Annotated in this window: 13 protein-coding genes; 4 read left to right on the top strand and 9 right to left on the bottom strand. The window is 65.4% G+C overall.

The window, feature by feature from the left end; all coding sequences use genetic code 11:
• Positions 1-20: 20 nt before the first annotated feature.
• The 3 genes from A0W70_RS08980 to A0W70_RS08970 form a co-directional block, all read right to left on the bottom strand.
• Positions 21-1751, bottom strand: a complete 1731-nt coding sequence (locus tag A0W70_RS08980) for a Na+/H+ antiporter NhaC family protein (RefSeq protein ID WP_070989002.1) — start codon at positions 1749-1751, stop codon at positions 21-23.
• A 226-nt stretch (positions 1752-1977) separates the two neighbouring features.
• On the bottom strand, positions 1978-3042 hold the full coding sequence (locus tag A0W70_RS08975; RefSeq protein ID WP_070989001.1) for an NAD(P)-dependent alcohol dehydrogenase: 1065 nt from the start codon (positions 3040-3042) through the stop codon (positions 1978-1980).
• Positions 3043-3176: 134 nt separating this feature from the next.
• Positions 3177-4262: a GlxA family transcriptional regulator gene (locus A0W70_RS08970; RefSeq protein WP_070989000.1), complete on the bottom strand. Its 1086-nt coding sequence runs from the start codon at positions 4260-4262 to the stop codon at positions 3177-3179.
• A 187-nt stretch (positions 4263-4449) separates the two neighbouring features.
• On the opposite strand from A0W70_RS08970, the gene A0W70_RS08965 reads away from it, so the two are divergent.
• On the top strand, positions 4450-5034 hold the full coding sequence (locus A0W70_RS08965) for an OsmC family protein (protein ID WP_070989100.1): 585 nt from the start codon (positions 4450-4452) through the stop codon (positions 5032-5034).
• 174 nt (positions 5035-5208) lie between these two features.
• Positions 5209-5475, top strand: a complete 267-nt coding sequence (locus A0W70_RS08960) for a hypothetical protein (RefSeq protein ID WP_070988999.1) — start codon at positions 5209-5211, stop codon at positions 5473-5475.
• Positions 5476-5499: 24 nt separating this feature from the next.
• On the opposite strand, the gene A0W70_RS08955 is transcribed toward A0W70_RS08960, so the two are convergent.
• The 4 genes from A0W70_RS08955 to A0W70_RS08940 all read right to left on the bottom strand — a co-directional run bounded on the left by A0W70_RS08955 (position 5500) and on the right by A0W70_RS08940 (position 10966).
• The gene (locus tag A0W70_RS08955) at positions 5500-6369 is read right to left on the bottom strand and encodes a mechanosensitive ion channel family protein (protein WP_070988998.1); all 870 of its coding nucleotides are present in this window, start codon (positions 6367-6369) and stop codon (positions 5500-5502) included.
• Between the two features lie 116 nt (positions 6370-6485).
• Positions 6486-8219: a potassium/proton antiporter gene (locus A0W70_RS08950; protein WP_070988997.1), complete on the bottom strand. Its 1734-nt coding sequence runs from the start codon at positions 8217-8219 to the stop codon at positions 6486-6488.
• Positions 8220-8309: 90 nt separating this feature from the next.
• Complete coding sequence (locus tag A0W70_RS08945; RefSeq protein ID WP_070989099.1) at positions 8310-9281, bottom strand: universal stress protein; 972 nt, start codon at positions 9279-9281, stop codon at positions 8310-8312.
• A 26-nt stretch (positions 9282-9307) separates the two neighbouring features.
• Positions 9308-10966 (bottom strand): cation:proton antiporter, encoded by a 1659-nt coding sequence (locus A0W70_RS08940; protein WP_070988996.1) that lies wholly within the window; start codon positions 10964-10966, stop codon positions 9308-9310.
• 270 nt (positions 10967-11236) lie between these two features.
• Here A0W70_RS08940 and A0W70_RS08935 point away from each other — a divergent pair, with 270 nt between their 5' ends.
• Complete coding sequence (locus A0W70_RS08935; RefSeq protein WP_070988995.1) at positions 11237-12427, top strand: MFS transporter; 1191 nt, start codon at positions 11237-11239, stop codon at positions 12425-12427.
• Here A0W70_RS08935 and A0W70_RS08930 read toward each other — a convergent pair.
• Entirely contained in the window at positions 12424-13767 is a 1344-nt protein-coding gene (locus A0W70_RS08930; RefSeq protein WP_175443092.1) for an NAD(P)/FAD-dependent oxidoreductase, read from the bottom strand. The genes A0W70_RS08935 and A0W70_RS08930 overlap by 4 nt on opposite strands.
• Before the next feature lie 186 nt (positions 13768-13953).
• Here A0W70_RS08930 and A0W70_RS08925 point away from each other — a divergent pair, with 186 nt between their 5' ends.
• Positions 13954-14394: a GNAT family N-acetyltransferase gene (locus A0W70_RS08925; RefSeq protein ID WP_070988994.1), complete on the top strand. Its 441-nt coding sequence runs from the start codon at positions 13954-13956 to the stop codon at positions 14392-14394.
• Between the two features lie 9 nt (positions 14395-14403).
• Here A0W70_RS08925 and A0W70_RS08920 read toward each other — a convergent pair whose 3' ends face one another.
• On the bottom strand, positions 14404-14919 hold the full coding sequence (locus A0W70_RS08920) for an NUDIX hydrolase (RefSeq protein ID WP_175443091.1): 516 nt from the start codon (positions 14917-14919) through the stop codon (positions 14404-14406).
• Positions 14920-14957 lie beyond the last annotated feature (38 nt).

Here is a 14957-nt window from a genome sequence, read left to right as displayed (position 1 = left end):
GTGCGGCGGAAGCGGCACCATCAGGCGCCGCTTTTCCGCACTTCGTCCACCGGGCGCCCTATCCCGTAGACCACCCCGAACAGGGCGGCGATGGAAAGGATCATGCCCACCCACCACGGGGCGCCGAATCCGACCGGCAACAGTCCGAGGACGATCGCGATACCGCCGACGACAAGGCCGTACGGCAACTGCGTGTTGGCATGCTCGGCGACGCCGCAATGCGACGTCGCCGCCGCCAGTACCGTCGTATCCGAGATCGGTGAGGTATGATCGCCCCACACAGCGCCTGCGAGCACGGAGGCCACGCTGGCGTGCAGGATCATCATGCCGGACTCGTTCGCCATACCGTCGTTGCCAAGAATGGCCCAAGTCAGCGGGATGGCGAGCGGCAGCAGGATTCCCATCGTGCCCCAGCTCGTGCCGGTGGCGAAGGCCGTGGCCGCGGCCAGCACGAACAGCAGCGCCGGCAGGATCCAGGTCGGGATCGCTTCGCCCAGCAGCTCGGCCAGGAATGCCGCGGCATCCAGCTCTTCAGTCACCGAGGACAGCGCCCAGGCCAGCGTCAGAATGATCAGGACGGTGAGCACCGAACGGATACCGGCCAGCCACGCCTCGACGGTCTCACCCAGCGAGAGCAGACCCTGGCCGACCGACAGGATGCCCGCGACCAGCACCGACAGCAGTGAGCCCCACAGCAATGCCGAGAACGAATCGGCGCTGCCGATGATATCCCCGACACTGTCGCCCTCGCCCGTGACGAACAGCGCGATGATGGTCACGCCCAGCAGTACCGCGACGGGCAACCAGGCGTTGATCGCCCTGTGGGCAATGCCCTCCTTCGCTTCCAGTCCTTCTTCCGACTCTTGGTCTCCGCCCCGCGCATCCTGCGGGCCATGTTCGAGGGCGTACTGCTGTGCACGGGCCATCGGCCCGAAATCGCGCGAAGTGCCCGCGAGCATCCACATGAAGATGAATGCGAGGATCGGGTAAAACATGTATGGGATCGCGCCCAGGAAGGTGCCGTACGCACTCTTGTCATAACCCTCGAGGCCGCTGGTCGCATCGCCGATCAATCCGACCTGAAAGCCGATCCACGTGGTCACCAGCGCAAGGGTCGCGATCGGTGCCGACGAGGTATCCACGTAATACGCGAGCTTTTCCCGTGATATCCGCAGACGATCCGTCATCGGACGGACTGCGTTGCCCGTCACCAGCAACGAGGCGTAGTCATCGAAAAAGATCGCCGTACCGACCCCGGCCGACGCCATTTCGCCACGCCGCCGGTTATTCGCCCAGTTGGTGAGCTTCTCGACGATCGCCAACGCCCCGCCATTGCGATAGATGATGCCGACCATGCCGCCGATCATCATCGTAAAGAGGATGATCGACATATGACCGGTACTGCCGTCCGGCGGTGCCAGCGCCTGCAGGACCCAGGTATCGAATACGTCGAGCAGCCCGGCCCAGATGCCGTACAGGCTCAACTCATTGGCGAACCACGCGCCCACCCAGATGCCAGCGGCCAGCGAGGGGATCACGCGCCGCGTCAGCAGCGCCAGGGCGATGGCGATAACGGGCGGAAGAATCGAGAGCCAACCTGGAACCGAATCGCCGGCGGCGCCAGCCTCCTGCGCAAGCACCGGCGATGCCCAAAGCAGAACGGCCATGGCAATCAACAACAGCGTCGATACGGATAACGCAGGGCGGAAGCGGCCGCCCGCTTTGAAACGGCGGGGAATCAGGGTTGGCATCAGGGACTCCTTTCAAAAGCCGAAAGATCGCATCATTACTATAGTTGCACGGAGCTGCGCTTACCGTATTGATCTGGATCAACGGAGACTCGATCGAGGTGGTCCGCCGATTATGCGGGAACGGCAGGAGCGTCCTGGTCGTCATGAAAATGACGTGAGTGGAAAACTGCCGCGCACCGCCCGCGTGAACCGGGCGATGCGCCATGGGTCATTCATTCACGGTGGATCAGGGCGTTACGGCGACCTTGAGCACACCGTCACGCTGCTGCGAGAACAGGTCATAGGCATCGACGATGTCATCCAGCCGATAACGGTGGGTGACCAGCGGTTCCAGGTCGACAGAGCCGCTGGCGATCACATTCATCAGTCGACGCATCCGTTCCTTGCCGCCCGGACACAGGGACGTGATGATTCGGTTGTCGCCGAGGCCCGCGTGAAAGGCATCGAGCGGGATTTTGAGATCCTGTGAATACACACCGAGGCTCGACAGCGTGCCGCCGGGCTTGAGTACCCGCAGGCAGTTCTCGAAGGTCTGCTGCAGCCCCAGTGCCTCGATCGCGACATCGACACCGCGCCCCTCGGTGATCCGCATGATCTCGTCAACGGGATCCACGCGATTGAAATCGACCGTGTAGTGGGCGCCCATGCGTTTCGAGATCTCGAGGCGCTCGGCCACCGAGTCGACCGTGATGATCGTCGTCGCACCCTTAAGTTTCGCGCCGGCGGTGGCACAGAGGCCAATCGGACCCTGGGCGAAAACGACCACCGTATCGCCGATGCGGATATTGCCGCTCTCGGCGCCGGCGAAGCCGGTGGACATGATGTCCGGGCACATCAACACCTGCTCATCGGTCAGACCATCCGGGACCGGCGACAGATTGGCCATCGCATCGGGGACACGCACGTACTCCGCCTGCGCCCCATCGATGGTATTGCCGAACCGCCAGCCGCCCAGCGGCTTGAGCCCGTGGGCGCAGCTCTGGCCGTCCTGGGAATGGAGTCCATCCAGGCAGGCATTGGAGTAGCCACTCGGACAGATCGCGCCCGCGATCACGCGCTGGCCTTCCTCGTAGCCGTGGACGTTGGCGCCGAGTTTCTCGATCACGCCCACCGGTTCGTGCCCGATCGTAAGCCCTTTCTCGACCGGGTACTCACCCTTGACGATATGGACGTCGGTACCGCAGATCGTCGTGGTCGTCACGCGCAGGAGCGCATCGTTGGGCCCGACATCCGGTACCGGTTTGTCCTCCAGTTCGATCCGTCCCGGTTCAATGAATACCGTCGCTTTCATGCAAACCTCCGCCTATGTACGCCGTCGATCCCGGTATCACCGTGGAGACGGTTCTACCCGCCGATTCGAATGCTGCACCAACCGTAGACCAGCACCCAGGGCACCGAAAGGGGGCCGAACCCCTCACGGATCGATCAGGCGACGTGGGAACCCACACGGACATGACCGGCGGCAGCTCGCTCCGATGCCACCCGTGTCCCGCTCAGCCGGACCGGGCGGAACAGGCGTCGGTATTCACTGGGGGAAAGCCCGGTTCGCCGCCGGAACAGACGCCGGAAGAACGAGGCATCCTCGTAACCGACGTCGACGCTGATCTCATCCACGGCTACCCGCTCACCCTCAAGCAGTCGCTTCGCGGCTTCAACGCGCAGATTCTGCACATGATCGATGAGCGTGCTCCCGGTCGCCGCCCTGAACCGTCGCTTGAACGTGCGTTCCGCGAGTCCCGACCGTTCGACCGCACGTTGCACGACATCCGGTTCACGGTAGTGTTCAGCCAGCCACTCCTGCGACGCGCGGATTACGGCATCGCCATGGGCGCGATCCCGACACAGCGGCATGAATGGCAACTGCCCTTCGCCGTGCCACTTCAGAAGATACACCTGCGCAATCCGGCTGGCCTCGCCGGGACTTCCGTAGCGGGCGATGATGTGCAGCGCGAGATCGTGCCATGAGGTGGTGCCGCCAGCGGTTACGATGCGGCCCTCGGGATCGGCAAACACGAGATTCGGTTCGGGCTGGAAATCGACGGCGGGATACAGACGCTCGAACAGGTCGGCGTAGGCCCAGTGCGAGGTCGCCGGGCAACCGTCGAGCAGACCGGTCTCCGCCAGCATGACCGCACCGGAACAGGCGGAATAGACCGCCGCCCCGGCCTCGTGGCGCCGACGGACCCACTCGATTACGCCAGGGTAGCGTCCGTGGATCGAGTCATCGGGGCCAAGCCAGAGTTCGGGCAGGATGACGACATCGGCGGCGGGATCGTCCGCGATCGCGGCATCCGGACTGACGGGCACGCCGTTGCCGCAGGTAAAACGCTGGCGCAGGGGCGAGACAATCCCCACGGAGAACAGGCGCTGCCCCGCCCCGCTGCGCGTGAGCTGTTGCCAGATCGTGCCGGCAACCGAGAGGACGTCGAGCATGCCGTAGAGGGCCGAACCGGCCGTTTGCGGTACCGCAACGAGCAGGACGCTCTCGGACTCCCGGGATCGCTGATTCACGGAATCCCCTCGCGTGGCACGAATGCCCCGCTTTCGTCCTGAATACCGCTTACCCTGAAAAAAAGCAAGGCCTATCGTGCGTGTCATGCGGTGCCACCAGGGCCATTTATCCGGGCGGCGTCGCAGCACCGGAGCGATCGCCATGTCGGCGGTCCCGGAACGCGATCCAGGCAACGAGGCTGAAACGATGAATACGCAATCCACCCCAACGATGAACGGCCTGAACGTCGATCAGATGACGCAGACGCTCGACGCACTGCGTGGCGACCCCACCCTCGCGGCATTCGAATTCCGCGCGACCAACCGCTGGGTCAACGGCGGTGAGAACCGCTCGACCATCCAGTCCTTTTACGGCGCCGGTCAGGAGGATACCTCACGCGAGGAGCCGTTCGTGTTCACCAACGGCGAGCCGCCCGTGCTGCTCGGCAACAACGAGGGCGCGAATCCCGTGGAGTTTCTGCTCCACGCGCTGGCCGGTTGCGTGACCACCACCACCGTCACGCATGCCACCGCGCGCGGTATTCCCATCCGTTCGATCGCGACCACATTGCGTGGAACGATCGATCTGCAGGGCATGCTCGCACTGGATCCAGACGTCCAGGCTGGCTACCAGGGCATCACGATCGATATGGAGATCGACGCGGACTGCAGCGATGAGGAGATCGAGGCTCTGCTCGAAACCGCCCGCGGGCATTCACCCGTGTGCACCACGGTCTGTCGGCCGGTACCGGTCAAGCTGAACCGGGTCCAGCGTCAGCAGGCCGCCGCGTGAAAGCCCTGAGGACAGTGCGGGCTGAACGTCATCCGCACTGATCGGACAAGCAGCGACAAGGTCCGTTCGGCTGAAAGGCCAACGGTCGATCATCAGCAACCCCGGCACACGGAGCGCGCGTGCGGTCCGTGTGCCAGCCAGGCGACCTCCATGAGGTCGTACCCGAGAGAAACGATGGACGCCCTGATCTACATTGCCAACGGTCTCTATCTATTGTCCTACGGCGTGCGGGATATTCTGTACCTGCGCCTGCTGACGGTGACGGCCGCGACCTGTCTGGCGGTGTACTTCGGCAGCCGCGCGCAGCCCCTGATGGAGGTGGTGTACTGGAACCTGCTGTTCGTATTGCTCAATACGATTCAGATCGGTCGAATCCTGCACGCACGGCGCCGCTTGAACACCGGACCGGTTCCTGCGGTGACGACCGGCGCGGCCGCCTGAGGGCGGCCGCGATCCACGCGCGGTTCAGTCATCATTTGCCTGCGAAGACGAACTGGTCAGCTGACCGCCGGAGATGCGGCCATCGCTCACCGCCGACAGGAACTCAGCGGTTATCTCCTGCTCCAGCGCGACGGCTTTCGCCGCCGGACAGAGCAGCGCGACCTCCAGTTGCATCTTGCCGATATCGGTGGTGGTGATCGTCACGACCGGCTCCGCGCCGCCCAGCGCAACCCCGAGGCGGCGTTCGGTTTTGGCACGCTGCGCGCGCGCCTCCGCCAGAAACGCGCTGCACACTTCCTCGGCGCGTTGCTGCAGGCACTGGACAGCGGCCACGGCATCGACCGGATTTTCCAGGGTGATGGCGAATCGATGCGATGCGAAATCGCGGCCGAGATTCTCCCGGTGCACCGGATGACTGAGGAAAACGCTGTTCGGCAGGATGAAGGTGCGGCCCGTGAACCCGTAGCCGTGCGCACCCGCTTCCCGCTCCAGCAGCGTCGTGGACAGCAGCGTGAGATCGGTCACTTCGCCACGCATGCCGTTGCATTCGATCCAGTCCCCGACCGAAAAGAGCTTGCCGGTCGTGCGCAACAGGAAACCGCTGACGCACATCAGCAGTTCTTTGGTAGCGATCACGATGGCGACCGTCACCGCGGTCAGGGAAAGCAGGACACTCTGGATCTGACCGATCCAGATCATGAACAGGCCCGCCACGAGCACAAGGCTGAGCCCGCTGCGCATGTAAAACAGATCCCGGCGGCGGCGCTCGTCCGGGACATTCTGCCGATGGGCAATCCGCCCGGCGATGACGGAGCGCGCCACCGCGATCGCGACGATCAGCACGGCCGTCACGAACAGCCTGACCACCAGCGGATCGGTGAACCATTGCTGCATAAGTCTGTGGCTCCGGGCTACAGCGAAGCGGAAGGAGTCATGCCTGCAGGCTACACCAGGCGACCAATCCGGGGCGACAGAACAGTCGGATCGTCACCGTACTCATCGGCGTGCCGTCAGGTCTCGCTGTCGTAATCGTCGCGGAAACGTAGACCAACCTCGACGACCCGGCCCGCCTCGACTTCCCGCACGATCAGATCCACACGCCCCAGATGGGCGCGGTCGCCCACGGCGACCCGCCGGCCGAACCGCGCACGCAGAAACTGATCCAGCGTACGATCGGCGTCGACGGCGGGAGGCTCGACGCCGTAGAGCGACAGCACGTCTACCAGGCGCGCATCACCGCGCAGGGTGAACGTCCCGTAGAAGCCCTCGGGTCGCGGTCCCGCGGCTGGCTCGACACCGAACAGGTGCTCGAGTTCGGGCAGCTCGGCAGGCCAAACGAGCAGATAGACGTGATCGCGTGCCGCGAGAATCTCGCTCTCCGGGAATGCCAGCGGCTCCTCGTCGCGCACGACGGTCATCAATCGAACATCCGCCGGCAATGGCAGATTGCGCACCTCGAAGCCTACGGCCGGTGCCGCGGGCATCACCCGGTAGACCACGAGCTCGCGGCCCTGCAGACCCGGCGCATCGAGCTCCATCAGGCGTCTGCCGATCGCGCGCGACGGCAACTGCAGACCCAGTCGCCGTGCCGCCGGTGCGACTGTCCAGCCCTGGATCAGGAGTGAAATAAGGACGACGAAGAAGGCGATATTGAACGCCGTGCGGCTCTCGGCGATGCCCGCGAGGAGCGGATAGAGGCCCAGCACGATCGGTACCGCGCCCCGTAGCCCGACCCAGGAGATGAATGCCTGCTCGCGCAGATTGAACCGGAACGGCAGGAGCGAAATGCCCACTGCGAGCGGACGCGCGACGAGGATCAGCACACCCGCGAGTGCAAGCGACGGCAGCGCCACGGGGATCAACTCCGAAGGCGTCACGAGTAGACCGAGCATGAGGAAGAGACCCACCTGACTCAGCCAGGCCATGCCATCGTGGAACCGACGGACCTCGTGACGCGAGCGGCGCATGCGGTTGCCGGCCACCACACCGGCGACATAGGCAGCGAGAAAACCGCTGCTGCCAAGGCTACCGGCCAGGCCGAAAACGGCCAGACCGGATGCCAGCACGAGAATCGGATAAAACGACTCGGTCAGGCTGACACGATTGACGAGCGCAGCGATCGCAAGGCCGGCAACCACACCGAAGACCGCGCCGCCCGCGAATTGCCAAAGGAACCAGGCGAGCATTTCCCATCCGCCGGCCGCCCCCGGAACCCGGAGCAGTTCGATCACGGCGAGCGTCAGGAACACCGCCATGGGATCGTTGCTACCGGACTCGATTTCCAGGGTCGCGCGCAGGCGTTCGTTGATCTCAAGCCCGTGCGCATGCAGCAGATAGAATACGGCCGCCGCGTCCGTGGAACCGACGATTGCGCCGATCATCAGCCCGACCATCGGGCCGACATCGAATATCCACATGGCGGCGGCGCCGGTGATCGTGGCCGTGACGACAACCCCCACCGTCGCCAGCGCGACGGCCGGCTGCAGCCCCAGACGGAAGATTGCACGCGGCGTGCGCAGCCCCCCGTCGAACAGGATGACCGCCAGCGCGAGGCTCGCCAGCACGAATGCGCCATCGATATCGTTGAAGACGATCCCGCCAGGGCCGTCCTCGCCCAGGAGCATGCCGATCACCAGAAAGACGAGCAGCAGCGGTGCGCCGAGCCGGTCGGTAATGCGGCTGGCCAGCACGCTGACCAGCAGCAGTGCGCCGACGCCGAATATCAGCTGAGCGGCCGTATCCATCCGCGCGTCCTGTCCAGGTGCTGATGATCCCGTCGATGGCCTGCCGCGCGCCGAAACAATCGGGTGTTGTCGGCGGGCGGGTTGCGGGTATCACGCTTCAATCGGTGAACGGAATCCCGGCGGCTTGACGGCGAGCAGGGAACAGGCAATGCCTTCGACGATGGTCTCCGCCGTGTTTCCGATCAGCAGCCCGGCAATGCCCGTGCGACCGACCGTTCCCATGACCACGAGCCCGACTCCCAGTTCCTGTGCCAGTCCCGGGATCACCGTGCCGGCCTGGCCCTGACGGAGATGGAATACGGGCTGAAGCCAGTCACAGGTCTCACCGCCGACCCAGGAGGGCATGTCGGCGGCAAGCCGATCGAATGCCGCTTGATGCGCCTGACGCTCCGACTCGACGTACCGCTGCGCCTCGGTCTCTCCCGAGAACACGCCGCGGCTGCGCAGGACCCCTTCGTAGGCCGGCTCCCACGCATGCGCGACGTGCAGTTCGGCGCCGTCCGCGAGCGCCTGTGACGCCGCGGTCTCGATAATACGGCGGTTCAGGGAGGGGTCCATCTTCGCGGCAGCGTCTGGATCCACGTCGACCGCCGCGAGCACGCGCCGATACCGCTCTTCGCCGACCTCCGGTTTGATAAGCCAAACCGGCACCGGGCATTTGCGCAGGAGATGCATGTCGAAACTGCTGAACAGGTAACGGCGCCGGCTTCCGGATTCCATGGCCGCCTTCATGACCACATCATAGCCGCCGGCCTGGACGGCCCGGATCACCTCGACGAAGCCGATCCCGTCAAGCGTCCGCGTGTCGATATCGACACGCCCGTCGGCAGCATCGATGTACTGCTGAAGCCGGTCGCCGCTCATTCCGGCCAGCACCGCACGCAGACGCTCGCTCGAAAGCCCTTCCGGCATGCGGCCAACGGGTATGTCGGGACCCTGCTGCAGATCCACTACCGTCAACCGGGCCTGATTCGCCTCCGCGAGGCGCAGTGCACGCTCGAACGCGAATGTATCGTCCGCATCCGGGGTGACCACGAACAGCACGCTGGTAAATCGCTGCATCATCATCTCCGTCCGCAAACGACCGGTCAGGCATCGACCGGCTCCGGCTCCGCCGTCGCGAGAATCCGGTCTGCCGCGTCCCTCGCCGCATCACTGTAGGGCACCAGAGCAATATCGGCGCCGCGGGAGCGCAGGGCCTCCGCTTCCGCATCCGAATCGGCGGTCAGCACGACCCTTGGACGGCTGCCGCTGCGCTCGATGCCGTGCAGCAACGCACGATTCACGTGTCGATCACGCAGTGTATTGACCACGCACTGTACCCGATCCAGCGGCAGTGACCCCACGAATTCCGGATCCTCGGCGTCGCCGTAGCGCAGTTCGAAACCATGGCCACTGCGCGCGCGCACGCGGTCCGGGTCCGAATCAACCGCGAGTACGCGCACGCCCCGGTCCGTGAGTATCCGGGCCACCGCGGATCCGAAGCGGCCAAGACCGAACAGGATCACATCCGGGCCTTCCGCCGCCTCGCTTTGCAGCCGCGTTTCGGCATAAGGCACGCGGCGCTCGAAAACGGCGAGCCAGGGAGCAATCACCAGATACAGGCGATGCGAGTACAGGATCATATAGGTCGATGCGCTGATCGTGACCAGCCCTACCAGGGTAATCAGGCCCACGGTGTCACGATCGATATGGCCGATACTCAGCCCCAATGCCGCCAGCACCAGCGAGAACTCGCTGATCTGCGCCACGGTCAGGCCCGCAAGAAAACCGGTGCGGCGCCGATACCCCATCCAGCCCATGATCAGTACGACGATCAGCGGATTGCCGATCAGCACGAATGCCGAGAACACGGCGGCCGGCATGAGGTTCCCGCCAAGCGCCGCGAGGTCGAGCCCGGCGCCGAGATCGATGAAGAAAAACAGCAGCAGGAAATCCCGCAGCCCGGTCATGCGCGCGGCCACCAGTTCCCGGTACGGGGTGGAGGCGATCGAAATACCGGCCAGGAACGCGCCGACCTCCTTGCTGAAACCGAGCATGTCGCCGGCGGTCGCCCACACGACCGCCCAGGCGATGGCGAACAACAGCAGAAGCTCCCCGGAATGGGCGAGGCGCCTCAGCAGCGGGGGCAACACCCAGCGCATCAATGCCGCCAGCACGGCGAGCATCGCGCCCCCCTTGAGCAAAACCAGGAAGACTTCCAGCGCGGGACTCGTGGCGGCACCGCTGGTCCCGAGCGCCGTCAGGCCGATCATCACCAGTACCACGACGATGTCCTGCACGATCAGGAAGCCTACGGCGATGCGCCCGTGCAGCGTGTCCAGCTCGCGCTTGTCCGACAGCAGCTTGACGATGATGATCGTGCTGGAGAATGTCAGCGCGACGGCGATGTACAGTGCCGGTATGGGCGCGAAACCCAGTGCCACGGCGATCAGGTAACCGACCACCGCGGTGAAGAAGACCTGCCCCAGCCCGGTCGCGAGCGCCACCGGCCCCACCGTGCGGATCACGTGCAGGTCCAGCCGCAGGCCAACCACGAACAACAGCAGCGCAATGCCCATCCGGGCGAGCAGATCGATCTGATCCGTCGCGGACACCCACTCCATGCCGGCCGGTCCCGCGACGATACCGACGGCAATGAAGGCCACGATCAGGGGCTGCCGCAGTAACAGCGCGGCCGCACCGGCGGCGGTCGCGAGCGCGAGGATGGCGCTGATCTCGTAGAACACGTTCTCGAATGGCGGCATTCGGCGGACTCCCCTGGCGCCGGCCGGCTGGACGATCCGGCTGGATTGAGTTCTTACCGGATTTTACAGGGTATGACCCTGATTACGTTTCAATACCCGGCTGAACCGCAGATTTGGCACCACTCCGGGCGATGAAACCGGCCTATCGACGGCCTCGCGAACCCATGGGTGCTTTGGCTGCACCATCACGATACCTCCCCCCGCACCAGAGGCATCCGAACGGACGCGCGTGTACGATCACGCCGTTCCCGTAACACGCCCGGCGTTGAAATGACCTCTCGCGGAAACCCCCGACACATCTGGCGCCTCGCCTTCGCCATCACGGCCTGCGCGACCGTGTTCACGATCATGCAGGGGCTCACCTATCCCCTGCTGGCGCTGATCCTGAACCGTATGGACGTGCCCGAGTGGCTGATCGGCATCAACGCCGCCACGATGCCCGTCGGTATGATCGTATCGGCCCCGCTGGCGCCCCGCTTGATGCGCCGTTTCGGCGGCCGCGATCTGACCGTGGCCAGTCTCATCACGTCGGCCGCCTGCCTGCTCGCGATCGGCGCAACGCAGGACGCCTGGCTGTGGATGCCGCTGCGCTTGCTGACGGGGATCGCGCTCGGCTGCATCCTTGTCGTCAACGAGAGCTGGATCAACCAGATCGCGAGCGACAACCACCGCGGGCGCATTATCGGATTCTATTCCGCCGTCCTTTCCGCCGGTTTCGCGCTCGGCCCCGCCCTGCTTGCGATCGTGGGCAGCCGCGGCTGGGCGCCGTTCCTGATCGGCGCCGCGCTGCCGTTGTTGGCCCTGCTGCCGCTGCTGGCGGTACGCGGATCGCTGCCGACGCTGCCCGCCGGCGAGCGCACCGTGCCGGTACTCGCATTCCTGCGCATGGCGCCGCTGCTACTGGTGCTGACCGCGGCCGTCGCGCTCGCCGATGAAGGCGCCATGTCGTTCCTGCCGATCTACGCGCTCGCGCATGGCTACGGGGAGCAAACAGGAACGATCCTGTTGATCGTGATGATCGCCGGCAGCGTCAGCCTGCAGTACCCGATCGGGTGGGTCGCGGATCGCGTACCGCGGACCATGGTCATGATCGCCTGCTCGGCGGCCGCCGCGTTGAGCGCCGCGGCAATGCCCTTCACGGTGACCACCCCGTGGCTGTTCGCGTTCGCCGTGTTCCTCTGGGGCGGTGTCTACTACGCGATCTACATGCTCGCGCTGGTCCGCCTCGGCGAATCGTTCGCCGGCATGACGCTGGTCACCGGTAATGCGGCCTTCGCGGCCATGTGGGGCGTGGGCGGCATCGCCGGATCCTCGGTGGTGGGTGGCGCCATGTCGGCCTTCGGGCCGGTTGGGTTCCCGCTCGTATTCGTAGTGACCTTCGGCGCCATCGCGATCGCGATCGCCGCCCTGGCCGTCCGCGAACGAAAACGCACGACCTCGATGCCCGAACACCGCGGCTAACGACGATCCTGAAAGCGATAGTACAGATAAGCACCGCGCAGGGCCCACAGGCGCAGGGCCGGCAACGGGAAGCGCGCCGGAAGCCCGCGCATGACAGCCGGGGCGACCTCCGTCGCTTCGACCTCGCCGGCGACCGCGCGTGCCAGCCGCATGCCTGTCCAGGGCGCCGTATTGACGCCGTTCGCGTGATAGCCGAAGCCGTACCAGACGCTCGGGTCGTCATCCAGACGTCCGATCGACGGCGCGAGACGGCGCGTCACGCAGACCAGTCCGCGCCAGAAATGCGTGATCGGGACATCGCACCAGCCCGGGAACACCTCGCCGAGGCGCCGGGTCATCCAGGCGCGCATGCGCTCGCCGTCGGCCGGGCGCCCCGTCGTGTCACCACGCGCCCCGAACAGGATCCGGCGATCCGGCAGCAGGCGATAGTAGAACAGCAGCGTGCGGGTGTTGTGGATGGGGGTCGCGGTCCGGTACGACTCTCGCGCCAGTTCTTCCTCAATAAGCGGCCGCGTTACGATGATGTTCGAGAGGGCTGGCAGCGCCCGTCCGTCGAACGACCCATGCAGACCGTCGCGCCAGTAGCCGTTGGTCGCCACGATCACCCGTCGCGCGCGGAGCCGCCCACCGGAGGTGTGCAGGACATGGGTCGCCCCTTCGCGCGTCCACTCCCGTACGCCGCTATTGCCGTGAAGCGTGGCGCCTCGACGCGCCGCGGCGGCCGCGATACCGAGCGCCAGTTTGAGCGGGTGCAGCGCGAATCCCTTGCCAATATGCAGGGCACCGTATTGCTCGGTGCCGCCATGGCCGATTTCACGGAACGCTTCACGCGAGTAGAGCCGCGTCGGAATGCCGAAGATGCGTGTCAGGTCATCCCCTTCCGCACGCAGTTCGTCGAACCGGCGCGGGGTATGCGCCACCGCGAACGTGCCGTCACCGCAGCGATCACATTCGATCCCTTCGCGCTCGCAAAGGTCCCATACCAGATCCACGCCTTCCTGCTGCGCCGCATAGAAACGCTGCGTCTCTTCCAGACCGTATTGGCGCACCATCGCGGTGATGGAGAGCTTCGTCGCACCGATCAGACAGAAGCCGCCGTTGCGCCCCGACGCCCCCCAGGCGATGGGTCCGGCTTCCAGCACGCGGGCATCGATGCCGTGATCGCGAGCGAGATGCAGGGCGGCCGACAGGCCGGTGAATCCGCCACCGATAATCGCGACATCGCAGCCTTGATCACCCTCGAGTGCCGGCCACTCCCCGCGCAACGAGCCTGCCGTTTCCTCCCAGTAGCTGGGGGCCGAGACCGTGGTGTCGTAGATGGACGGGTGGTACAGCGGCACGGCGATCTCCCCTTGCTGACCCGCGGATGGAGGCGCCGGCCACCATACGGGCCGCGCCAGGCGACCCCGATTCTGGCATGATCTGATTCACGAATCAGATTTTCGTCCCTGTCCCGCATGACCCGCAGCCGGTGGACACGCGCTCCGGAAACGGGACCACCGCAACGTCCAAACGGGGAGTCCGCCGTGCGCATCGAAGAAGTAACCCTGGAACACCTCGATACCGTCACCGAACTGTTCGACGCCTATCGCCAGTTCTACGAACAGCCGTCCGACCCGGCCGCCGCCCGGCGGTTTCTGGAAAATCGCCTCGAAAACGGTGACGCCCATCTGATCTGCGCGGTCGCGGACGACGGCATCGCCGGATTCGCGCAGCTGTTCCCGACGCTCGACTCGATCGCGCTCGCACGCTCCTGGATCCTGCACGATCTCTACGTGGCCCCGGCATTCCGTCGCCGCGGTGTCGCTCGCATGCTGCTGCGCGAAGCGCGTGCGCTCGGGGTTCGCAGCGGCGCATCCCTGCTGACGCTGTCCACGGGCATCGACAACGTCAGTGCCCAGGCCCTGTACGAGGACGAGGGGTGGGTGCGCGATGAAGCATACTATTTCTACGATCTCCACCTGTGAGCGTTCGCATCAGGGCAGATCGAGATCGGCCAGATCGGCGCGCAGACCGGGCGTGAACGCCTCCGGTGACCGCGCCACCGCCGCCCGGAGACGCTCCATCGTCCACAGTTCCAGGGTCGCGATCTCGGTCGGCTCGGGGGCCACTTCCCCGTCGTAGCGGACATGGAACGCCTGCTGAATCTCCCGATCATGGATGTCGAGTCCGGGGCGATGCTGAGTAACCCTGCGTTCCCCGCCGAGCGCAACCGGCGTGATTCCGACCACACCAAGCTCTTCCGCAAGACCGCGATAGGCCGCGTCCCGGAAATCCTCACCGGGCTGCAGATGCTCGCCTACACTCACGTCAAGACAGTCGGGTGAAACGTCCTTGTCGGGGGCTCGGCGCTGCACGTAGACGCGTCCGTCGGAACGGAACAGCCAGACGTGGACCGCCCGATGCCAAAGGCCGTACCGATGGACCCGCGGCCGCGCCACTCGCCCCGCCGGACGGCCTTCCTCATCGAAGGTTTCGAAATACTCGGTCACTGCGTCGATCCCGCTGGCGGCGTCTCGGCGGTACAGAC

Source organism: Halofilum ochraceum (assembly GCF_001614315.2).
GTDB classification, from domain to species: domain Bacteria; phylum Pseudomonadota; class Gammaproteobacteria; order XJ16; family Halofilaceae; genus Halofilum; species Halofilum ochraceum.
Note: the sequence above shows the minus strand (reverse complement) of the source record. Positions and strands in the feature narration are given on the sequence as shown.